The organism is Halorubrum californiense DSM 19288, assembly GCF_000336875.1.
Classification (GTDB): domain Archaea; phylum Halobacteriota; class Halobacteria; order Halobacteriales; family Haloferacaceae; genus Halorubrum; species Halorubrum californiense.
Genome location: NZ_AOJK01000042.1, coordinates 1 through 22,409 on the forward strand (window position 1 = coordinate 1; position 22,409 = coordinate 22,409).

A 22,409-nucleotide genomic window follows, 5' to 3' on the forward strand; every position below is an offset into this window, starting at 1 on the left:
CCCTGTCCGACGAGCACCGCCGCGATCCCCATCGGGACGCCGGTCCAGACCGCGGTCGCCTTCAGCCCCCAGTCGTCCAAGCGCGATTCGACCACGGTCGAGTACCGGTACTGCGCGTGTTCGCCGTCCTCGGTCCCGGCGACGTCGACGCGGAAGGACTTCCACTCCTCGGCCGGGCCGGGCTTCGGCTGCCGGTCGAGATGCCAGTCGAGGAACTCGCGCGGCGAGGTCTCGACGCCCTTGTACTCGACGGGCTCCTCGCTGGTGAGGTTCAGCCCGATGAGCACGTCGCAGATGTTGACGAGGTCCGGCGAGAACGCGACTCGGAAGTCGACGTCCTCGACACCGGGGAACGTGGTCGGCATCGTCGCCAGCTCCGAGTGGATGCTGTGGAACCCCTCGACCTCGCCGACCGGCGACGGCATCGTGTACGTCTCGCGGCCGGAGAGCGGATCGAGCGTCCGGTACTCACCGTCCTCGTAGACGACGGGGTCCATCGTCAGCTCGTCGAGGATCGTCTTCGCGGAGTAGGCGAACCCCTCGCCGCCGCCGCGCGCGCCGGTGCGGATGTGGATGGATTCGACTTCGTCGAGGTGGCTCGCGCCCATCGCGGTCGCGACGTTCGTCAGCCCCGGACTCGCGCCCATTCCGAGGACGGCGGTCAGCCCGGCGTCGGCGAACTCCTCGTCGTACTCCAGTTGGTCCTGGGTCTTGTGGTAGAGCCCGCCGAGGTCAAGGTAGTGACAGTCGGCGTCGAGACACGCCTCCATCACCGCGACGTTGAACGCGTACGGGAGCGCGTTGGCGACCACGTCGGCGTCGGCGATCGTCTCGACGACGCCCTCGTGATCGGTCACGTCGACGTGCGCCGTCTCCACGTCGCCCGGGAGTTCGGCAGCGAACTTGTCGGCGGAGTCGATATCCGCGTCCGCGATGAGGAGGTCGTCGACCGCCTCGTTCTCCGCGAGTTCCCACGATGTCGCCCTGCCCATCGCGCCACAACCGCCCAGCGCGACGACTCTCATTCGGTGCCTCCGTAGTTCATCATCACAGATTTCACTTGTGTCATAGCTTCTAAGTGCCACTTGCTGCCGTACCGCCCGCCGGAACCACTCTCGCCGTAGCCGCCGAACGGGAGCAGTCGTTCCCAGTAGTTGTTCGTCTCGTTGATGAACACGCCACCCGTCTTAATGCGGTTCGCGGCGTCGTGAGCGCGTTCCAGCGAATCGGTGAACACCGCCGCCTGTAGCCCGTACGGCGAACGGTTCGCTATCTCGATCGCCTCTTCGTACGAGGACGCGGTGAGGACCGGCGTCACCGGGCCGAACGTCTCCTCGGTGGCGACGTTCATCTCCTCGGTCACGTCCTCGAGTACAGCCGGGGTAAAGAACAGCCCGTCCGTCTCGCCCCCGGTCCTGACCGTCGCCCCGCGCTCTACGGCGTCGTCGAAGTGCGCACGCGCCTTCGACTGGATCCGCTCGGAGATCATCGGTCCGACGTCGACTCCGTCCTCGAAGGGGTCTCCGAGCACGAGGTCCTCTGTCCGCTCCACGATGGCGTCGACGAGCTCGTCGTGGACGCCCTCAGTCGCGATGACGCGCTCCGTCGCGCAGCAGACCTGTCCCGCGTTCCAGTTGCTGCCCGAGACGATGCTGTCGGCCGCGTGCTCCACGTCTGCGTCGTCGAGGACGACGATCGGGTCCTTCCCGCCGAGCTCCAGCAGGCACTGGGCGTTGCGCTCGGCCGCCGTCTTCGCTATCTCCTGTCCGACCGCACTGCTGCCGGTGAACGCGATCAGGCGGATGTCGTCGTTGGCGACGAGCGAAGCGCCGGTCTCGCCGTCACCGGTGACGAGGTTGAACGCGCCGTCAGGGAGACTGGACTGCGCGAACGCCTCCGCGATGTGGTACGCCGTCAGCGGCGTCTCCTCCGCCGGCTTGAACACGACCGGGTTGGCCGTCGCGATGGCGGAGTAAATGCTCCCACCCGGAATCTCCAGCGGGAAGTTCCACGGGGAGATAACCGCACACGGCCCGTACGGTTCGCGCTGCGTGTACGCGAACCTGTCACGCCACTCAGAGGGGACGACGTCGCCGAACAGCCGGATGGCGTCGTGCGCGTAGTCCTCACTGGACTCGATGACGTACTCGGTCTCCTCGTAGGACTCGTGGAGGGGCTTCCCCTCCTCTTCGGTGATCCCCTCCGCGATCTCGTCTTCGTGCTCCTCGAAGTAGTCCGTCACCTCGTCGAGTACCTCCGCGCGCTCGAAGGCGGTCATTTCCTCGAGTTCCGTCTGGGCCCGACGGGCGGCGTCGACCGCGGACGCCACGTCCCGCCCGTTTGCTTGCGGGACCGTGTCGACGATCTCCCCCGAGACGGGAGAAACGACGTCGATCTCGGCCGACGACTGGGAGGCGACCCACTCTCCATCGATGTACAGTTGGCGCATGTATCGTGTCCTGGGTGGCCATACAACAACCCCCATGAAAAATCTTTCTCGATAACCGCCATAAAGCCGAAGTATATTCGGCTACATCCGAGCTAAGGAGGAATACCAACGGGAAATCGGTTCTCACCGGGTGTAATCAGCCGCTTTCGACAGGGTCAGTACGGCGGATCGTCGAGCGCGACGTTGACTGACTTCGATCGGGTGTGCTCTTCGAGCGCCTGCTGGGCGCACTCCCGGCCGAATCCAGACTGCTTGAACCCGCCGAAGGGCGTCCCCGGGACCGTCCCGAAGTACTGGTTGACCCAGACGCTTCCCGCCTCCACGTCCGCGGCCGCGCGATGGGCCACAGACGGGTTCTCGGTCGCGATCCCCGCGGTGAGTCCGTAGTCGACGTCGTTCGCGATCTCGATCGCCTCCTCGTAGTCCGAGAACGTCATGAGGAACTGAACCGGTCCGAACACCTCCTCCTGACCGATTCGCATACCCGGCTCGACGTCGTCGAAGACGGTCGGCTGGTAGAAGGCGCCGTCGGCGTACTCGTCGCTGTCCGGGGCCTCGCCGCCGCGGAGAACGCTCGCCCCCTCCTCGCGGCCCACGTCCACGTAGTCGTCGACGCTCTGTCGGTGGCCCTCGTAGGCCAACGGTCCCATCGTCGTTCCTTCTTCGAGGGGGTCGCCGGGTTCCCAACCGGAGAGCTCCTCCAGATACGCGTCGACGAACTCGTCTTTCACGTCCTCGTGGACGAGGATCCGCGTCGCCGAGTCGCAGGACTGCCCGGCGTTGTACATCCCGCCGGTCGCGGCGTTCGCGGCCGCCTCGTCGATGTCGGCGTCGGGGAAAACGATGAAGGGGTTCTTACCCCCGAGCTCGAGCGTAACGGGCGTCACGGAGTCCGCCGCGGTCCGCATGATCGACTGCCCGACCGGGACTGACCCCGTGAACGACACCTTTCCCACATCGGGATGGTCGATGATCGGTTCGCCCACGTCGCTTCCGGAGCCCGGAACGACGTTCAACACGCCTTCGGGCAGGACGTTGTCCGCCAGCTGCGCAGCGCGGATCACGGACAGCGGCGCCGGACTCGGCGGTTTGACGACCGTCGTGTTACCGGCCGCGAGCGCCGCCCCGACTTTCCACCCCATCAGGAGAATCGGGTAGTTCCACGGGAGGATCTGTCCCGTCACGCCGTACGGCTCTTGGCGGACATACGCGTGGGAATCCGCCCCCGTAGGAACGTATTCGCCCTCTTGGGCGACCGAGACGTTCGCGTAGTACTCGAAGAAGTCGAGACCGTTCTCGATGTCCGCCTTCGCGTACGCGAGTGGTTTCCCAACCTCCAACGTCTGTAGCAGCGCGAGCTCGTCGACGTTGTCCCGCAGTTCGTCGATCCACGTCCGGATCAGCTCGGCCCGGTCACCCGCGTCCATCGCTCCCCAGCCGTCCTCGTACGCCGCGTCGGCCGCCGCGACGGCGTCCTCGACGTCCGCGCTGCCGCACTGCGCGACCGTCGTGATCGGCTCGTCGATCGAGGGATCCGTCGGTTCGAACGTCTCTCCGTCGCTCGCCGGTCGGATCTCCCCGTCGATGTACGCGCCGAAATCAAGGGTCGCGATCTCTTCGTGCGCCTGTTCGTGTCGGTCCCGAATCCTGCCTGTGAAGTTCATGATTGTGCTTCGGTTGTCGTTCGTATCGTCCCGGTCCGTTCGCCGGAGTCGTCTCGCCGGACATTCGTGCGGTCGTCCGTCGGCGCGAACGCGGGATCGGTGTCTCTCGGACTCTCGTCTACTCGGTGAGTACCACGCTGTTCTCCGCCGCCCAGCCAATCTGAACCGTCTCTCCCATCTGGAGGTACGACCCCTGGTCCCGTATCTGCATGTCGACGGTGAACCGTTCGCCGTCGTCCAGTTCAACGACGAACTTGCCGAGGTTCCCCTTGTAGATCTCGTCGATGATCGTCGCCCGGAAGCTGTTGTCGAGCCCGGCGGCCTCATCGCCGATCCGGATCTTCTCGGGTCGGACCGCGAACCCGGCCGTTGCCCGGGCCTCCGGGTTCGCCGGAACGAGATACGTGCGGCCGTTCCGCGTGATAGTCGCTCCCTCGTCGGTCTCCGAGTAGTCGCCGCGGACAAGATTCGTTTCGCCGATGAAGTCCGCGACGAACTCCGTCGCAGGCTCCTCGTAGATCTCGGTGGCAGTGCCGAGCTGCTCGACGTGTCCGTCGTTCAACACCGCGATCTGGTCACTCATGGTGAGCGCCTCCTCCTGATCGTGTGTGACGTAGATGAACGTTGTGTTCAGCTCTTCCTGCAGGTTCTTCAGTTCGACCTGCATGTTCTGTCGGAGCTTTAGATCGAGCGCCCCGAGTGGCTCGTCGAGCAGGAGCACGGCCGGCTCCGTGATCAGCGCCCGCGCCAGCGCGATGCGCTGCTGTTGGCCGCCGGAGAGCTCGCTGATCTGCCGGTCCTTGGTCCCGGGCAGCTCCACGAGTTCGAGCATCTCCTCGACGCGAGACTCGATCTCCTCGTTGGAACCCCTCCGAACGAGGCGCTTGACCGCTTGGCCGACCCCGCCGCGTCCGGTCTCGCCGCTGTCGTCGACCCCTTGCATCTGAAGACCGAACGCAACGTTCTCGCCGACCGTCATGTGCGGGAACAGCGCATACGACTGAAACACCATGCTGGTGTTACGTTCGAAGGGCGGAACGTTCGTCACGTCCTCGTCTTTGATGTACACTGCGCCTTCTGTCGGCGTCTCGAAGCCGTCGATACAGCGGAGCAGCGTCGTCTTCCCGCACCCGCTCGGTCCGAGCAGGGTGAGGAACTTCCCGGACTCGACCCGCAGATCGACATCATCGACGGCGACCACGTCGTCGAACCGCTTCGTCACGCCCTCCAGCCGGACGTCGTAATCCGTCATTCCTCAGGCGCTCTTGATCTCTTGCCAGGCGTTGCTGTACATGGTCGTCGCCTGACCGATGTTCTGGATGTATTCGAGGTTGCTCATCGTCTCGTCGTCGGGGTAGATCGATTCGTTGTTGAGGATCTCGTCGAGGATGTACTCCTCGGCGGCTTCGTTGGGGCTGCCGTAGTAGGTGTAGTTCGTGATCTCGGCACCGACCTCGGCGTCGAGGAAGTGGTTGATGAACGCGTGCGCCGCGTTGACGTTCTCGGCCTCAGTGGTGATCGCGGCGGTGTCGACCCACACGACCCCGCCCTCCTCTGGAATGACGTAGTTGACCGGAGAGCTGCCGTCCTCGAACGTCTCCCAGTACGCTTGGAAGGCGCCGCCGGACCACGCGTGGACGGGGCTGAGCTGCTCGTTGATCAGGTTCGTCGGGAAGTCCGATGAGTCGTACGTCGAGAGGAGGTCCTTCTGCTCCATCAGTAGCTCCTTCGCCTCCTCGATCTCGGACTCTTCGGTCGTGTTGAGCGAGTAGCCGAGATACTTCAACGCGGCGCCCATCGTCTCGCGGACGTCGTCAAGCATCGACATCTGCCCCGAGAACTCCTCGTTCCACATCGTCTCCCACGAGTTGACCTCGATGTCGCCGACCATCTCCTCGTTGTACGCGATCCCGGACGTTCCCCACTGGTAGGGGACGGAGAAGCGGTCCTCGCCCGGATCGTACGGCGCCTCCCGGAATTTCTCGGAGAGGTTCTCGAAGTTCGGCAGGGCGTCGAGGTTGAGCGGCTGGATCATGCCCTGCTCGTTCAGGACGTTGACCATGTAGTCGCTCGGGAAAATCAGGTCGTACTGACCGGTTCCGCCGGCGTTCAGCGCGTTGAACATCTCCTCGTTCGAGGAGTACAGCGAGACGGAAACGGAGACGTCGTACTCCTCCTCGAAACCGCTGATGAAACCGTCTGGCCAGTAGTCGCCCCACTGGAAGACGCGGAGCTCGTCTTCGATCTCTCCGTTACCGCCGCTCTCACCGCCGCCGTCGTCTCCGCTCTCACCGCCGCCGTCGTCTCCGCTCTCACCGTCGCTACCGTCACTCCCGGAGTTGCCGCTACATCCCGCGAGTCCGACGAGTCCGGCCGTTGAGACGGCGCCGGTGGTCCGCAGGAACGTACGCCGATCGCTTGTGGATTTCTGTTGTGACATGGATTGTCAGTGTCTCTTTTTCTCCAACTGCCACAACAGACCATAAATATTTCGGGAGATCATACGTTCAGTCGGATATATTTCACAGAATTCACCACGTCGGGCCCTGAAACCATTGAGCGACGGCGACCAGAGCCATCGTGACGACGATGATCAGCGCCGCGACGACGTTGACTCCGGGAGAGATCCCCTGCCGGACCATCCCGAAAAAGAAGATCGGGAGTGTGTTCTCCTGTCCGATGATGAAGAAGGTGACCACGTAGTCGTCGAAGCTCATGGCGAACGCGAGCAGCGCGCCCGCGAAGATCCCCGGCTTGATCATCGGGAGCGTCACGAACCGGAGCGTCTCGAGTTCGTTGGCACCGAGGTCCATGGCCGCCTCTTCCATCGTCTGATCGAAGGTCTGTAATCGCGCCGCGACGACGACCGCGACGAAGCTGATGCCGAAAGCGACGTGGCCGATTATCGCCGTCCCGGTCCCCAGTTGTATCCCGACGATGTTGAAGAACAACAGCAGCGAGATCCCCATCACGATGCTCGGGATGATGATCGGCATGAACACGACGCCGGTGAACAGCCGCTTGCCGGGGAAGTCGTACCGGTCGAGGGCGAACGCCAGCATCGTACCGAACACGGTACTGATAACGACCATCGCCACGGCGATCTCGACCGAATTGAGGAGCGCGTTCCATGCCGCGGTCGGATCGACTCGAGCGACCGTCTCGCCCTGTAACAGCGCGGTGTACCACTTCGTCGTGAACCCCTGCCAGACGACCGCGTACCGCGAGTCGTTGAACGAGAGCGTGATCAACACCGCGATCGGCAGGTAAAGGAACAGATAGACGAACGCCGTCTGGGCTACCAAGAGCCCGGCCCCCCGCTCGAACAGGGCTGCGCGCGCGCGACGGAACGCGCCCATCATCCGAGCTCACCCCCGCCGCGCTGGTACGCGGCGATGCTGAGTAGCATGACCCCCATGAGAACGAACGCGCCCGCGGCTCCGAGCGGCCAGTTGCCGGCGGAGCCGAACTGAGACGCGATGAAGTTCCCGATCATCTGACTGTCGGTGCCGCCGAGCAGTTCCGGGATGACGTACGCGCCCGCGCTCGGGATGAACACGAGGACGCTCCCCGCCATGACGCCCGGTTTCGACTGCGGGAAGATGACGTGATAGAACGCTTCGAAACGGTCCGCTCCGAGGTCCATCGCGGCTTCTTGGAGCGTGAAGTCGATCTCCTCGATACTCGAATACACCGGGAGGATCATAAAGGGGATCCAGATGTAGACGAGTCCCAAGAGGACCGCGAACTGCGAGTACATCAGGGAGGCTCCCTGTTCAACGAACGGGAGGACCGCAAGCGCGCTCATCAGCACGCTGTTGGCCGACAACAGCAGCTGAATGGCGTAGATTCGGACGAGAAACGAGGCCCAGAACGGAAGGATGACGAGCACGATCAAGAGGTTCTGGTATCTTTCGGGGGCAATGTGACCGATGTAGTAGGCCATTGGGTAGCCGACGGCGAAGGAGACCACCGTCGCGAGGACCCCGTAGCCGATGCTTTTGAACAACAGCCTGACGTACGGCGTCGGCTGCGTCGCCGAGAGCGTCTCGATTCCGGGGACTGCCGTCTCGATCAGCCACGCAACCGTCGCCCAGAGCGCGACGAGGATCGAGGTGTCTTCGGGGATGAAGAACCGACGGTACTGCTGTAGTCCGAGGTTCTCTACTGCGAGGAGGACTTCGCCGAACGCCCCCCGTTCCCCGAAGCTGAAGAAGAACATCACGGCGAGCGGTGCGAGGAAGAACACGCCGAGCCAGAACGCGCTCGGTGCGAGATTGACGATCGCACCGGTCCACTGGTTCCGACGGATCCGCCGAACCAGTTGCGCGTCGAGCCCCGACGCCCGATCATTGCTATCGCGTCCCATTCTCTCGTTGGCGTACTACTGCCCACATGAAATATGTTTGGGCAATCCCGATACTTACAGATAAACATACGAAGAGAGACGGGACTGAGGAAATATTATGTTATTCCACTCCCTAACAGCGAATAAAGTCGTGCAGCCAAACAAAACACATAGGGATCCGGCCACTGAATCCACGCTCATGGACATCGACGAGGTCGACCGGAAGATCCTGGCCATCCTTCAGGTCGACGGGAGGGCGGCCCTCTCCGAGATCGCACGTCGGCTCGACATGGGGACGGCGACGATCCACGAGCGGACGAAGGCACTGGAGGAGGAGGGGTACATCCGGGATTACCGCGCCGTACTCGACCCGGAACTCCTCGGACGTAACGAGGTCGGCTTCATCCGGGTCGAGACGATGGCTGGCCGGTCGTCGGAGGTCGCCGAACGCCTCGTCGAGGTGACGCCGATCCAAGAGATACACGAGGTCACCGGCGACGCGGATCTGCTGTTGAAAGTCCGCATCGCCGACCGGCAGGAGATGACCGACCTACTGAGGGAGATCGGCCAGTATGAGGGCGTCGAGAGCACCGCCACGGACATGGCGCTCCGGAGCGTGAAGGAGGAACACACGCTGCGGATAGACGAATGAACGACATCTGGGGGCTCGAACCGTCGGCTAGGTCGGAGTACGGCTCACTCGAGCAGGCCCTGGTTCACGAGCCCGGCGACGAGTTCAATTCGGTCGTCGATCCGGACGCGTGGAACTGGGACGGGCTGCCGCGTCAGGAGAAGGCCGCGAAGGAGCACCGGTCGCTCGTGGAGGAGCTGGAGTCGAACGGCGTGGAGGTGCTCACGCTCGAGGGCGTGACGGAGAGCCTCGCCGAGTCGCTCTTTGTCCGGGACGTGGGGTTCGCGATCGGCGGCGGAATCGTGGTCGGCAAGATGGTTGAGGAGACCCGGCACGGCGAGGAGCGCCGGCTCTCCGAGCGAATGACCGAACTGGGGGCGCCGATCTATCACACCGTTCACGGCGACGGCGGCTTCGAGGCCGGGAACATGGTGTGGATCGACCGCGACACCGTGGCGATCGGTCGGTCGCAGACCACCAACGCGGCCGGGATCCGACAGGTTCGGACCGTCCTGGAGACGTTCGGAGTCGAGGTGATCGAGGTGCCGATCTTCGGCAGCACGGAGAGCACCGGACAGACGCATCTCGCCTTGGTGTTCAGCATGGTCGCACCCGATCTCGCGCTCGTCTACTCCGAGGCGGTTCCGCCGGAGTTCCTCGACATGCTTCACGATCGCGGCATCGAGACGATCTCCGTCCCGATGCGCGAACAGCGCAACCGCGCGACGAGCACCATCGTCGTCGACCCCGGAACCGTGCTCCTCCCCTCCGGGAACCACCGGGTCCGCGCCGCGCTCACGGACCGGGGGTTCCACGTCATCGAGCTGTCGCTCCGGGAGATCAGGAAGGCCGGCGGCGGTCCGAAGGGACTCGTGCTTCCCTCGTCCCGAACTGTTACCGGCGAGTAACTCGAATCGCCGTATCTATTTCGGCATCTGATTGTATTTGCCAAAGATTTATTTCCTGCCGCTTCATCACCTATAGCGATGAGCCTCGGTGACAAGGAGCGCGACCACGCACGCCTGTTAGAAGAGAAAACGTCGAAGAGCCGGGAGTTCCACCGGCGCGCGTCGAACGTGACCCCGCTCGGCGTCGAGTCGAACGTCCGCTCGTTCGATCCGTACCCGTTCTACATCGAAGAGACGGACGGCTCCTACGTCTACGATATGGACGACAACGAGTACCTGGACTTCCTCCTCGCGCTCGGTCCGATCATCCTCGGACACGGTCACCCCGAGGTCAAGGAGGCGGTCAAGCGGCAGGTGGAAAAGAGCGACCTCACCGCCACCCCGCAGCCGGTCGCCATCGAGTTCATGGAGAAGGTCTGCGAGATGGTCCCCTCCATCGAGTCGGTTCGGATGGCCAACAGCGGTACAGAGGCGACGATGCACGCGCTCCGCGTCGCCCGGTCGTACACCGGCAAAGAGAAGATCGCCAAGCCCGAGGGCGGCTACGCGGGCGCGCACGACTACGCGCTCCAGAGCGTCTACGCGAGCGAAGAGGCGCTGGGCCCCGAAGAGGAGCCGAACACGGTGTCGTATGGGACGGGCATCCCCGACGCGATCAGCGAGACGGTCGTCGCGTTCCCCTTCAACGACAAGGAGGCGACCGAGCGGATCCTCCGGAAGCACGCCGACGACATGGCCGCCGTGATCATCGAGCCGGTGATGTTCTCGTGCGGCTGTCTCAAACCCCGCGACGGGTACCACGAGTTCCTCCGTGAGCTGACGGACGAGCTCGACATCGTCCTCATCTGGGACGAGGTGATGACCGGGTTCCGGCTGGGACCACAGTCCGCGCAGGGACGGTTCGGCGTCACGCCGGACATGACGACGTTCGCGAAGGCCGCCGGCGCAGGCTACCAAGTCGCCGGGTTCGGCGGGCGGCGGGACATCATGGAAGAAATCGTCCCGCCGAAGAAGAAGGAGGCCTCCAAGTGGAACTCCTCGGCGTTCCACGGCGGGACGTACAACGGCCACCCGGTCGCGGCCGCGGCCGGACTGAAGACGCTGGAGATCCTTGACGAGCGCGACGTGTACGAACACATCGACCGCCTCGGCGACAGGCTGTTCAACGGGCTTCAGGAGGTCGCCGACGACGCCGGCCTCGCGGTCAACGTCGAACACATCGGTTCGATGGGGCAGGTGTACATGACCGATCACGACATCCACTCGTATCGCGACACGTGGCACGCGAACACCGACCAGTTCGCCGACTGGTGGCTCGAGGCTGCGGCCGACGGCGTCCTCTTCGGGAACCCCCTGCAGGGGGAGCGGTTCTTCACCACATACACCCACACCGACGAGCAGATCGATCACGCGCTGGAGGTCGCGGAGGACGCCTTCCGCGCGGTCGACCACCAGTACCAGTGACAATGTCGAACCAGTCCGATCCCTCGGTGACGCGCGAGTCGGCCGGTGACGGTCCGTCGAGCGACGCCGTCAGATCGCAGTACGACGAGTACGTGATGCCGATCGCGAAAGGATACGATTCGTTCGCCGTCGACCGGGCCTCGGACACGACGATGACAACGCCGGAGGGCGAGGAGTACCTCGACGTGTTCGCCGGGATTTCGGTGACGAACGCCGGACACAACAACCCCGCGGTCGTCGACGCGGCGAAGGAACAACTCGACCGGCTCATCCACACCTGTTCGTACGTCCACAGGAACGCGCCGGTCGGCGAGCTCGCCGAACGCATCGCCGAGATCACGCCGGGAAACCTCCAGAAGACCTTCTTCTGTAACTCGGGGACCGAGGCCGTCGAGGGGGCGGTGAAGCTTGCGCGCAAACACACGGGCAACAAGGAAGTCGTCGCTCTAGAGATGGCGTTTCACGGCCGGACGCTCGGCAGCCTCGCGCTCACCGGAAACAGCGCATACAAGCGGGGGATGGCACCGACGATCAACGACGTCACTCACGCGCCCCCGCCGTACGCGTACCGCTGTGACCGTTGCGACGGGACGTGTTCGAGCGACTGCGCGGACGAGCTCGAGCGCGTCATCGGCACTCACACTTCCGGAGATTTGGCCGCCGTCATCATCGAGCCCGTCATGGGCGAGGGCGGGATCATCGTCCCGCCGGAAGGCTGGCTGCGGCGCGTGAAAGAGATCACGCACGACAACGGCGGGCTACTCATCGTCGACGAGGTACAGACCGGATACGGGCGAACCGGCACCATGTTTGCCAGCGAACAGTTCGACGTGGTCCCCGACATCATGCCACAAGCGAAAGGAATCGCCGACGGACTCCCGCTCGGCGCGTTCACGGCGCCCGCGGAGATCGCTAACAGCTTCGAGGCAGGCGATCATCTCTCAACGTTTGGCGGTAATCCCGTCTGCTGCGCGGCCGCGCTCGCCAACATCGATCGGTTGGAGGACGGGATCGTCGAGAACGCAAACAGACAGGGCTCGTGGCTCGAATCGCGTCTCACGGAGCTGGAAGAGCACTANGAGATGTGTATAAGAGACAGCATGTCCGGCGTCGAGCTCGTCGCGGACGCGGACCGAACGCCCGCGAAGGAGGCCGCGACCGCCGTCCGCGAACATATGCGCGACGAGCATAACGTCCTGATCGGTGTCGGGGGCTACCACAAGAACGTCCTCCGCTTCCAGCCGCCGCTCACCATCGAGCGAGACGAACTCGAACGGGCGGTCGACGCGCTTGAGTCCGGCCTTCGGGCGGTCGCGTAATCCATGTCGTCCGGGAATCGCCCCGACGGCGAGGCTGAGTCGGAAACGATACCGGCCACGTTCCGCGAGGGCGCGAACACCGACGACCCGCGCGTCGTGGTCGTCGGCGGCGGCGTGATCGGCTGTGCCGCCGCGCGCGAGCTGGCCCCGGACCACGACGTGCTCGTTCTCGAGCGCGACCAGATCGCCGGCGGTGCGACCGCCCGAGCGGCCGGTGAGGTGACGATGACGCCCTCCTACACGGACCGCCCGGAGATCGCCGCGCACGCGAACGAATTCTTCCGAGCGTACGACGGAACCGGAGCCTTCGAGTACACCGAAACGCCGAGCGTCGAGCTCGTCACGGCCGATCGGGAGGAAGCCGCGAGAGCGCGCGTCGACCGCCTCCGGGACGACGGCGTCGACGTGGCGTTTCTGGAGGCCGCCGCCGTCGAGGAGCGGTGGCCCCGGATCGACGCCTCGGAGTTCGTCGGCGCGGTGCGGTTCACGGACACGGGTAACCTCGACCCGTACACGCTCGCGACGACGCTGCGCGCGGACGGAGCGGACCGCGGCGCGCGGTTCGAGACCGGGGTCACCGTGACGGACCTCGTTGTGGAGGGGCGAACGGGTGGGGCAGAGCTCCGTGATTCGGCCGCGGGGGGAGACCCCGCGAAGAGCGACACGGACGCGGAAGCGGAGACCGAGACGGAGACAACGATCACCGGGGTCAAGACGGACCACGGGACGGTGGCGGCCGAGGCGGTCGTCGTCGCGGCCGGCTGGCGGACGCCGCAGCTGCTGGCTCCGTACCTCCGAGTTCCCGTTCAGCCCTATCGGACGCAGTGTCTCGTGTTGCGGCCCGAGTCGTCGCTCGGCGCGTCGTTTCCGATGGGGTGGATCCCGGGCAAACACGTCTACTTCCGCCGCGAGAAGAATGGGGACCTTCTCATCGGGGGCTGGTCGTTCGCCGAATCCGACCCTGCGGCCGCGAGCCGGGAAGCGGACGAGGCCTTCCGAGACCACGTCGCCGCCCTCGTGCCCCGATTCCTCGGGACCGAGGGGGCGCTCCGCGTCGTGGACGGATGGGCCGGAATCGACGGTGCCACGCCAGACACGCGTCCGATCATCGACGCGCCGAGCGACGCCCCCGCCGGGCTCGTCGTCGCCACCGGGTTTCACGGCCGAGGCGTCATGACGGCTCCCATCGCCGGCGCGCTCGTCCGTGCGCATGTAATGGGCGAAGACCCACCGGTCCCAGCAGCGCCGTTCTGTCTCTCGCGGTTCGACATCTGCTCGGCCGATTTCGAATTCCGCAGCATCAGCGCCGGTGGCGAGTGACCGGCGCTTCGTATTCGGCACGCGGTTCCAGTCGGGAGAAGGGTTTCCACAGCCCCGACCGACTCACGCGGAAAGCTTTCGAACCGCGGCGGGTACGTCCCTGCGGTCGATCTTGCGGACCGACGGGGCGTCGGACCTCCCGCACTTTTACCCTGACCCGATCAGGATTACCACGGCACCCTCGTTACGACTGAGTTCGCCGGATACAGTGAGTTCGCGAACGCCGACCGTCGCCACGGCACAGGACGGTTCGACGGAGAGTCCGGCGTTGAACCCGCCGTCGGTCACGCGGTTGCCCTGTCCGTCACAGGCGTGTGATCGCGGTCACTGATCGAATCGGAGCGGAAGCTGAGTTGACCGGCACAGTTAGCGAAACCCGCGATTCCTCTGCCGGTGACCACGGCGAGGACACGTCGCCTGTTCGTTTGGTCGGCTCCACGGACTGACTCGGATTTGAAGGGCTACAATAACACAGAATCGATACAATATACACTCTGATGATACTTCGGTGAGCTGTATTGATCGATCCGAACAGGCGGTCTTCCTCGGACTCTCCGTCCAAGATACAGCCTCTAAGTCTTGTACTGGCTGACCTACCAACCCCCGAATATATACTGCCGTTTTATTCTCTTCAGTGTCCGTTAGCTGGTCTCAAAATACGTCGAGAAGGTAGTGGTATACACGGAACCGCAGTAACCTCCACTTGTTTAATACAGTAGCGCGTCCTCGAAAACGTGAGCGGAAACGGACCCTCAGACGCAGCAATCTACGCCCGAGTTTCGACATCGGGCCAAGACGTCTCTCGGCAACTCGACGAAGCCCACGAACATCTGGAGCGTCTCGGTGTCAAAGACATCGAGGAGTATCCAGAAATCGTCTCCGGCGTCGCCGACACCGACACTTGCGAGGTGTACAACCGACTCCTCGATGATATCGGGACGGGACAGTACGACCTCGTGGTCGTTCACGAAATCAGCCGACTTTCTCGGATCGGTCCGACTGAGATTCACGAGTTCATCCAACACTGCTTGAAACACGACACTGGCGTCGAAGCCCTCGACATTGGTCTGAAGATTCACGTCGACGACGGGGAGCTCCAGCAGATGATATACACCATGGTCGCTCGGTTGATGGGCGACCTCACCCGGATCGAGCACCAACAAAAGCTCCAGCGAATCCGATCGGGGGTCCGTGCCGCACAGTCCGCCGGAAAGTAGACTGGAAGACCGCCTGCGGGGTTCGTTGTCGAATGATGGATAGTTCAGATTGATTCCGAGGGCAGAAAACCCGAATTAAGTCGTGAACAACAACGTATCAGCACAATGGAGCCGTTACAGCGCTATGGATGGGGCTCTTGCGGTGTCGGGGTAGTTGGGATAACATATCTGATTTCTCAAGGTCACCCAGTATTTTCATTCCAGAATGTCAGTACCGGTGGATACTATCCTAGCATATTAGGATACCTCTCTTGTGTTTGTGTTTTTATCTTTGGTCTCATACTTTAAACGTTACATCGTGAGACTACTCAATAACTATCTTTAATGAACAAAATAGGGGTGGGAGTGTGTCAGCCCTTTCATTCTTCTTCAGACAACAATCCGTTTGGTGAGCAGTATTCTATCAAACATGTGTCACGCAACGAGAAACTTGGCAGTTGGATATAATAACTAGACAACCCAAGAAAGCGTATGGACTAGGGCTTCCGAATTCGCAAGGACCTACCATCGTGGGTGATGAAATTGATACTGATCAGTATGCTCTGTTGAATCCACAGAAGGCACAGAGTCAGGCCACTCTGTATTTATTTCAGAGCGCTGTCGGGGGAGTCCAGCGGTCGACTCTTGGCAGAGAGAGTGAGGATTGAGATCACAGGGTGGATCAGTTCAACTTCTCGACAATAAAACGCGAAATAACTGCGTCTTCAGCGATCGTGATCCCGATGTCGTCATCAGATTCAACAGAACACAGCATCCTTTCAACTATCTCTGCTGCGTGGGGGCTCTGAAGTCGCAGGCGTTCTCGTTAGGTCTATTCCTCGGTAACAGGCCGATGGTTTAGGTCAAAGCCTCCGTAAGAAAGGTCTGCCACGTATACCTCGCCGTCATAGCGCACTAACCACGTGCCGCCGAAACTCTCAGCATCGATCGCTGACTCTGCCGGGAAGTAGTCCATCACAGACCGGAACGCCTCGTCGTCTGTATCCTCAGCATAGTAGACGCCGTCGATCGCTTCGTTTACCACCACCTTCTCATCCTCTGAGAGGCCCGATAGCGTGATCAGATGCTTCTCGCGAATTTGTTGAGCGTACGCTGCGGTGCTGTCTGCGACCGTACTGACTGTATAACGGTACCGGCTCAGCGCTACATTCTCACGTTCGTTTATTTCGAAGGGGTAGATGGTACCGTTGTACCGGACAGCGCTGTACTCGCTGGACAACAGTACGGACGAGTTGGTCTCTGCCATGGTGTACTCTTCGAAGACACTAATCTCGGGACCAGGCCTTAGCCGGTCTTCGTCCGCTGTCGTAGCTGAGATTGAACTGCCCAGCAGCTGCCTGTCGTGCTCGGAGAGTTCCTCGAAGGCGACTGTCTCGTCGACCGACGCTGTCCCATTGAGGTCGACGCCGACAACAAATGCGGTCCCAAGCTCCGTACCAGTAACATTCCAGTTAACCTCGTAATAAGTATCGCTATATACGAAAGGAAGTCCCCGATCAACGGGCGGTTCAGTGGCTGTAGCCGTCCCTGATCCGTTTTCAATCGCCTCTCGAACTACTGCCTGATCATCTGGACCATGACTTTCCACAACTGCTGGCCGGCTAGCGGCTTCTGCTATCTCTGCGTCGTCTGCGGCCTCCATCGACAATGATCCCGCTGCTGAACATCCTGTGAGCACGACCAGCGCCAGCAAGCCGAGTGTCGCGAGTACTCTCCGTTCCATGCCGGAAATCTTGTTCACCTGATTCAGGTGATGGCTGTCTGCTTACATAGAGTGTCCTCCAGTATTTCTAGGCCTGAAACGGGTCGGTATTTCTATAAAAGGGCTGTGTCGAATTACAAACCCCAATTCTGTGTTAGCTACAGTTTCTGCGTCTGCGAGGCGTCGACGGGATTCGGTGTCGACCGGTCCGGTGCGTTGTCCCCGTCTCGTAGCTGGAGATACGCTGACGCGATAATTGCGTAGTACGGGAGGAAAAATATCGTCGTGAGGACGACCGTTGCGACGTCAGCGGCAACCGGCGCGCCGGCGAGATCCAGCACCGGTGACACAGCACCGATCACACCGCCGAACAAGCCAGAGACAACGACAAGGACGATGAGCTTGAGCCGGGACCCGCGGGCGAGGCCCCAACTCCGCTTGAGGCTACTGAGGAGACCACGATCTTCGACGGCAACTGCGAAAATGAAAAACAGGAACGAGGCGGCGAAGAATAGACCGGGGACGAACAGGAACACGGAGCCGATCACCACTGTGACAGCCACGATGAGCCCGCCGACGAACGCGGTCGCCGTTGCGCGTCCGAGTCGCTGCGTCAACGTAGCGGGGAACGTGGATGCCTCGCTGAGTGGCTGGGAAAACGTTCGTGAGAGGACCACAAGGAACGCCGAGCTCAGTACGACGAGGACACCGAACAGAACGAGTCCAACGCTTCCAGATATCGGAAGCGAGAGCCCCGCGTTACTACTGAACTGTGCTGCGGCTTCAGGTGGGAGATACCCTATCACGGCGCTGTTGACAGCTGTTTGAATTCCGAATTGAATCATCAAGAATCCAAGAAAGAGGATTCCCCCAGTTCGAGTGAGTGTACGCCGGATACCGTCGCTAACCGCATGGCTGAGTTGGAGGGCCATGTAGGCAAAAACTTCATCAGGACTATATAAAACCACCGAAATACGAAGACGGCAGTCGGTACGCCCGCCACTGACGCGGTCGTCGGAAATACAAACCAACCGATTATCGAAGTTACGGGAGGTGCGCAGGGAGGATGTCGTCTGATCTGGGTCGATATCCATGAATAACATCGACCACAACTGTCCCTGCCACGATCCGGGTCTATTGGGACCGTACTGCGATCGCCGATCGTGATTTTGTACCGATCAAACACGGCGAAATCGCTTTCGATACTCCCAACAGAATCGCTCCCGCATCAGTTATCTCGAACTTGTGTCCGATCCACTGGCCCACTGGTAGGATCTTTCGACCGACGGTGAAGAGTGCGCCTCGGGAGTTGATCTCGGCGAGGAGTGATCCGTCCTCCGCGTCGCGAATTCGCCACGTGTCTTCGAAGAGTGAAAGGTCATTATCCAGAACGACGAGTTCTTCTCCAGTCTGGCTATCTGTGAGCAGATAATCGCCTGCGATATCCAAATGACCTCTGTCCTCAACAGTAATCCCCACACCATCACCGGATTCAACAAAGCAGTCTCGTTTGTAGACGCTTGTTGAGATCATTCGGCATCCACTTAATTTTGGAAACTACAAGCCATCATCACCGTGTGTCCGGTAACATATAAAGAGGACACCGCTAATCTGGCCTCAACTTAGAACTCTACACAGAGTATGTAAAGTTCATGAAAAAAGTATCCCGAGTGACGGTGCGTGTTTCAACACGAGAAACCCGCGCCCTCAGTTTATTTTCTGCCCGAACCAATCAGATGGTAGAGTCAACGGGTATGCTCTGACACAGCCATTCCCCGCTTCCGGATTCCATAGTCCACACCCTCCATTGAAAATCCCGTCATCGCCGAGCCAGTGTGTTACGCTGGGGGCCTTCCCTCTCCACCTTCCAGCACAATCTCTCAAAACGGTACCTACAACATCTACGCGTTCGAAATATTTTGTTGCCCACAACACGCCGTATCAGTATGACCTCCACAGCCGATCTTTCCAGACCGTATGCAGTCGGGTTCCTTCCAACATTCCTTGCAAATTTATTGCCCATTATTGGGGTTCTGATGTTTGGGTGGGACTCGGAGACACTCATTGTGTTATATGTGTTAGAACTGTTCTTTTCAATTCCATTCGCGGCTGTAAAATCCCTGTTTGCACAACAAGCACCACAAACACGTGATGATAAAGACAATACACTAATCAGCATCTCAAGCGACTTAGAAGCAAAGCGTGGCAGCACCGAGATAGTGGGACTGTTGCCACCAGTGTATCCGCGGAATATCCCATTTATTACCGCAGTGGTGGGCTTTGGGATCCAGTCCTCGCTTGCATTCGGTCTTCTTCTGTCGAAGATTGTTGATATCACGGCAGTTATATCCGAGCGTGAAGTTATCGGTAGTCTTGCGATTCTTGTCGCCGCCCAACTGATCGACATATGGCGCAATTACTTTTCCGGGGAGTACAAGACGGTCTCACCGTACTCGGTGGTTGAAACTCCCGCAAGAGAGATCGCATTCATCATTTTGATGCTTTTTGTAAGCGTGTTTACCGCAGCCGCTGGGACGGAGTTTGTAGTAGTGGTTCTAATAGGTGGGAAGATAGTCATTGAGTGGTCTGGCTATCGGGCTACAACAGAAAACGGCAGCCGCCTCACGGCGTGGCTTTCTGGCCCAGTCTCTCAGAATGCTGAATCAACTGAGGTGGCTCTCCCGGAAAAAGAGCCTGACATGCGGATGTCGACTGACAGCCGTGCCACACTCTCTACCGGGATTTTGCATGTCATCGTGACCATCGCCCCGTTTTTTGTCCTGCCATTTATGATCCTCTGGATTGTGTTACTCGGATTTGTGGGTAATAACCTCTCCTCGGTGATGGCTGTCGGCATCACGCTCGCGGTATTTGGGTCGTATATTGGGTTTCTGATCGCTGAAGTTTTGATATTCTATCTGAGGTACGGCTTCTTGGAGTATCATCGCTATGGGGATCGTCTTATTGCGTACGACCGACTTGTTGAGGAAGCTCAATGGGAAACCTCTACTGACGTGGTCCGTGGAGTTGAACTCGTTACGGATCGGCTCCCTGATCGGTTGCTCGGCACGCGAACCGTTGTAGCCACAGTAGGAGTCGGCGAAACCGCAGCTGAACGCACGATCGGCCCTGTGGGCGACCCAAGCACACTCACCGAATCATTTGATTTCCCAATTGCATCGACAACATTTGAGCCACTCAAACGATGGCCGATAGTGCTTTTTGGAAGTTGTATCAGCGGAATACTCGCTACAGTGGGTGTGCTTATTGTGGCGCCGTCGGTAAGCGTGAGAGAGCTGCTTATCTATACTGGCTTCGTACTACCGTTCGCTATTCCTCTCCTACACAAAATCTGGGCAGAATCATATCGCAGGTAGGCAGGTCGACCCAGGGAGAGGGAATCATTGCAGAATAGTTGTGCGAAATAGCGGGTCACTTGAGTTATCTGAGGTTCTTGATCTCTACGAAGCAAGTAAGTTGGCCATCAGTGACGGTAGTCTCTTTATCGGTACAGACGGTCGATTACTTCGATATGATTAATGGAATCAATAGCTATCCGATTATCAGTGTGTCCTAGGGGAGTTTGTACACTCTATTTATTTAGATATTGTCAGGAGTTGCGTGTAAGATATAGAGGGTGTATTCAACGAAAAGAGATACAGATAGCAGCATTTCAGCTAATGAAACAGCGGCCGGGTCTTTTGTGTATGATCTGCCAAACATGATTCCGAGCCATGAGCGAACGATCCTGTCCAGATTGTGCTGTCCAGATGGAGCAGACGAACGTAACCGCCGAAGGTGTTGGTGACCTCTACATCGAAACTGAGAGAGACAGCGGTATCCTTGACCGTCTCGGTGTCGAGTATCAAACCCCACTTTTTGCACACCTCTGTCCGGAGTGTGGGCTCACTCGACTCTATGCGGACCTTTCTGAATAGTTAGGGGGAGAAACGTATGCCCTCCATCGAGTCGTTCCCGACGAAACGCGGCACAGCGCAGTTCACCGAGGATTATGTATACTTCGAAGAGTCTTTTTTTGGGTATATTAAATCACTCTACCGCGATTACTGGCAGCGCGGAACGTGGTGGTCCAGTAGTGCCTTTCTCGCATACCTGTTTGCGTTTCCAATCGGCGTCTGGTGGGTAGTCAACGCGGTCGGCGGCGGCAACTTCCTCTACATCGCTGCCGTTATTGGGCTGATACTCGGACTCTGGGCGGTAAATCACGCACGTGGGTTCCGATCGCCAGACCGAATTCGACTTGATACAATCGAGCAGGTCTCTACAACGGATGGCCTGAAGGGACTGACACGCCCTCGACTCGTTATTACCTACACCGACGGAGAAACGACACGTAAACGGCGCGTGAACCTCCCATCGCTTTACACGAGCGGTGGAGAGACGGTATACGAACAGGCACAGGAAGCGTTCGCCGAACGGGGATTCTGAACGGCGCTGCGAACTGACTGGCATTATTATTTCACCTTATGTATCGTCCATACAGCACTGCGAGTACCTCCTAACATAATCGTGGAGACACTCGCAGTCGCAAACGCATACATTCCCCCGATAGCCACAGCAGGTGGCTCTGTTGAATTCGCAGAATGCGTCGGAATAGGGTCATTCTACATCTATTTCAGGACTGCTGGTGAAAGAATTTCTATAGCTTCGATGAGTGTAAGAACTGAGAATAATACATCCAGGCTTCATCGGACACAATGTTGATCTCCTCCAGCGAACTGCCGTAGTCAGTCGATTCAGTGGCATCCTTTGCCACCTCACCTAGCTCTGAAACAACATTAAGAGGCTTGTAGCCGGGTGGCAACCCACGGGGAGAGTGATGGATACCTTAGCTCCATACAGAACCAGATCAGTAGTATTTCAAAACTCGAATGAAGAAATTGTGACATGTGTGATCTCACTGGCTTTCAGCGCGCTCTGCTGTACGTCGTTGCCGGACTTGATGATCCCCACGGACTCGCGATCAAAGACGAGTTTGAGGGCTACCACGAAAAAAAGATTCATCATGGTCGGCTCTATTCCAACCTCGACACGCTCGTTGAGAAGGGACTCATCGAAAAAAGTCAACGGGACCGACGGACCAACGAGTACAGCACTACTCGCCGGGGCACCAGAGAGATCGAAGCTCGGACTGAATGGGAAGCCGGGTATATTGACCACGATGGGTGATCGAACCGCTGCGTTCGAGGACTGTTTGATTGGTTCTGTTGAAATTCTCAGGAAATGATATATTCTGACCGGATGTGGTCAGTACAGAGGCTGAATGATTCAATCTGCTGTGTTGAATCGCCATACGGCAGCGAGGTAGGCCACTAAATCAAAGGAGTTGAAGCGGGAAGATTCGGTTGCCTATGACACAAATCTCC

At 60.0% G+C, this 22,409-nt stretch carries 21 protein-coding genes; 10 read left to right on the top strand and 11 right to left on the bottom strand.

The genetic code is table 11. The annotated features are described in order from the left end of the window. The 7 genes from C463_RS09465 to C463_RS09495 all read right to left on the bottom strand — a co-directional run. Positions 1 to 1,025, bottom strand: a 1,025-nt coding sequence (locus C463_RS09465) for a saccharopine dehydrogenase family protein (protein WP_152422385.1), incomplete at its 3' end; no start/stop codon positions are given. After that, a complete protein-coding gene (locus C463_RS09470; protein ID WP_008443080.1) occupies positions 1,022 to 2,449 on the bottom strand; it encodes an aldehyde dehydrogenase family protein in 1,428 nt (475 codons plus the stop codon). The genes C463_RS09470 and C463_RS09465, both read right to left, overlap by 4 nt. A 155-nt stretch (positions 2,450 to 2,604) precedes the next feature. Next, the gene (locus C463_RS09475) at positions 2,605 to 4,113 is read right to left on the bottom strand and encodes an aldehyde dehydrogenase family protein (RefSeq protein ID WP_008443081.1); all 1,509 of its coding nucleotides are present in this window, start codon (positions 4,111 to 4,113) and stop codon (positions 2,605 to 2,607) included. 118 nt (positions 4,114 to 4,231) lie between these two features. Continuing rightward, the gene (locus C463_RS09480) at positions 4,232 to 5,365 is read right to left on the bottom strand and encodes an ABC transporter ATP-binding protein (protein WP_008443085.1); all 1,134 of its coding nucleotides are present in this window, start codon (positions 5,363 to 5,365) and stop codon (positions 4,232 to 4,234) included. A 3-nt stretch (positions 5,366 to 5,368) separates the two neighbouring features. Next, positions 5,369 to 6,553 carry a polyamine ABC transporter substrate-binding protein gene (locus C463_RS09485; protein WP_008443086.1) on the bottom strand — a complete coding sequence of 395 codons (1,185 nt, stop codon included), beginning with the start codon at positions 6,551 to 6,553 and terminating at the stop codon, positions 5,369 to 5,371. Between the two features lie 91 nt (positions 6,554 to 6,644). Beyond that, positions 6,645 to 7,472 (bottom strand): ABC transporter permease, encoded by an 828-nt coding sequence (locus C463_RS09490; RefSeq protein WP_008443088.1) that lies wholly within the window; start codon positions 7,470 to 7,472, stop codon positions 6,645 to 6,647. Beyond that, a complete protein-coding gene (locus C463_RS09495; protein ID WP_008443089.1) occupies positions 7,472 to 8,482 on the bottom strand; it encodes an ABC transporter permease in 1,011 nt (336 codons plus the stop codon). Before C463_RS09495 ends, C463_RS09490 begins: the two co-directional genes overlap by 1 nt. A gap of 178 nt (positions 8,483 to 8,660) precedes the next feature. Here C463_RS09495 and C463_RS09500 point away from each other — a divergent pair, with 178 nt between their 5' ends. The 5 genes from C463_RS09500 to C463_RS09520 all read left to right on the top strand — a co-directional run bounded on the left by C463_RS09500 (position 8,661) and on the right by C463_RS09520 (position 14,103). Beyond that, on the top strand, positions 8,661 to 9,113 hold the full coding sequence (locus tag C463_RS09500) for an Lrp/AsnC family transcriptional regulator (protein ID WP_008443091.1): 453 nt from the start codon (positions 8,661 to 8,663) through the stop codon (positions 9,111 to 9,113). Then, positions 9,110 to 10,000 carry a dimethylarginine dimethylaminohydrolase family protein gene (locus tag C463_RS09505; protein ID WP_008443092.1) on the top strand — a complete coding sequence of 297 codons (891 nt, stop codon included), beginning with the start codon at positions 9,110 to 9,112 and terminating at the stop codon, positions 9,998 to 10,000. Before C463_RS09500 ends, C463_RS09505 begins: the two co-directional genes overlap by 4 nt. Positions 10,001 to 10,078: 78 nt before the next feature. Then, on the top strand, positions 10,079 to 11,464 hold the full coding sequence (locus C463_RS09510) for an aspartate aminotransferase family protein (RefSeq protein WP_008443094.1): 1,386 nt from the start codon (positions 10,079 to 10,081) through the stop codon (positions 11,462 to 11,464). A gap of 2 nt (positions 11,465 to 11,466) precedes the next feature. Then, on the top strand, positions 11,467 to 12,783 hold the full coding sequence (locus C463_RS09515; RefSeq protein ID WP_008443096.1) for an aspartate aminotransferase family protein: 1,317 nt from the start codon (positions 11,467 to 11,469) through the stop codon (positions 12,781 to 12,783). A 3-nt stretch (positions 12,784 to 12,786) separates the two neighbouring features. Continuing rightward, on the top strand, positions 12,787 to 14,103 hold the full coding sequence (locus tag C463_RS09520; protein WP_008443099.1) for an NAD(P)/FAD-dependent oxidoreductase: 1,317 nt from the start codon (positions 12,787 to 12,789) through the stop codon (positions 14,101 to 14,103). Positions 14,104 to 14,250: 147 nt separating this feature from the next. Here the strand turns inward: C463_RS09520 and C463_RS19005 are convergent, their stop codons facing one another. Beyond that, a complete protein-coding gene (locus tag C463_RS19005; RefSeq protein WP_008443101.1) occupies positions 14,251 to 14,391 on the bottom strand; it encodes a hypothetical protein in 141 nt (46 codons plus the stop codon). Positions 14,392 to 14,837: 446 nt separating this feature from the next. Here C463_RS19005 and C463_RS09525 point away from each other — a divergent pair, with 446 nt between their 5' ends. Then, positions 14,838 to 15,320, top strand: coding sequence for a recombinase family protein (locus C463_RS09525; protein WP_008443103.1), 483 nt, complete (start codon positions 14,838 to 14,840; stop codon positions 15,318 to 15,320). A gap of 811 nt (positions 15,321 to 16,131) precedes the next feature. On the opposite strand, the gene C463_RS09530 is transcribed toward C463_RS09525, so the two are convergent. The 3 genes from C463_RS09530 to C463_RS18600 form a co-directional block, all read right to left on the bottom strand. Next, a complete protein-coding gene (locus tag C463_RS09530) occupies positions 16,132 to 17,061 on the bottom strand; it encodes a hypothetical protein (protein ID WP_239638876.1) in 930 nt (309 codons plus the stop codon). Between the two features lie 119 nt (positions 17,062 to 17,180). Beyond that, positions 17,181 to 17,954: a hypothetical protein gene (locus tag C463_RS09535; RefSeq protein ID WP_049905767.1), complete on the bottom strand. Its 774-nt coding sequence runs from the start codon at positions 17,952 to 17,954 to the stop codon at positions 17,181 to 17,183. Positions 17,955 to 18,156: 202 nt separating this feature from the next. Continuing rightward, a complete protein-coding gene (locus C463_RS18600) occupies positions 18,157 to 18,555 on the bottom strand; it encodes a hypothetical protein (protein WP_152422387.1) in 399 nt (132 codons plus the stop codon). Positions 18,556 to 18,968: 413 nt separating this feature from the next. Here C463_RS18600 and C463_RS09540 point away from each other — a divergent pair, with 413 nt between their 5' ends. The 4 genes from C463_RS09540 (at position 18,969) to C463_RS09550 (ending at position 22,212) form a co-directional block, all read left to right on the top strand. Then, on the top strand, positions 18,969 to 20,399 hold the full coding sequence (locus C463_RS09540) for a DUF6498-containing protein (protein WP_152422388.1): 1,431 nt from the start codon (positions 18,969 to 18,971) through the stop codon (positions 20,397 to 20,399). Positions 20,400 to 20,756: 357 nt separating this feature from the next. Continuing rightward, complete coding sequence (locus tag C463_RS17670) at positions 20,757 to 20,960, top strand: hypothetical protein (protein ID WP_080510797.1); 204 nt, start codon at positions 20,757 to 20,759, stop codon at positions 20,958 to 20,960. Positions 20,961 to 20,976: 16 nt separating this feature from the next. Continuing rightward, positions 20,977 to 21,471 (top strand): hypothetical protein, encoded by a 495-nt coding sequence (locus tag C463_RS09545; RefSeq protein WP_008443110.1) that lies wholly within the window; start codon positions 20,977 to 20,979, stop codon positions 21,469 to 21,471. Between the two features lie 459 nt (positions 21,472 to 21,930). After that, complete coding sequence (locus C463_RS09550; RefSeq protein ID WP_008443130.1) at positions 21,931 to 22,212, top strand: PadR family transcriptional regulator; 282 nt, start codon at positions 21,931 to 21,933, stop codon at positions 22,210 to 22,212. Positions 22,213 to 22,409: the final 197 nt, after the last annotated feature.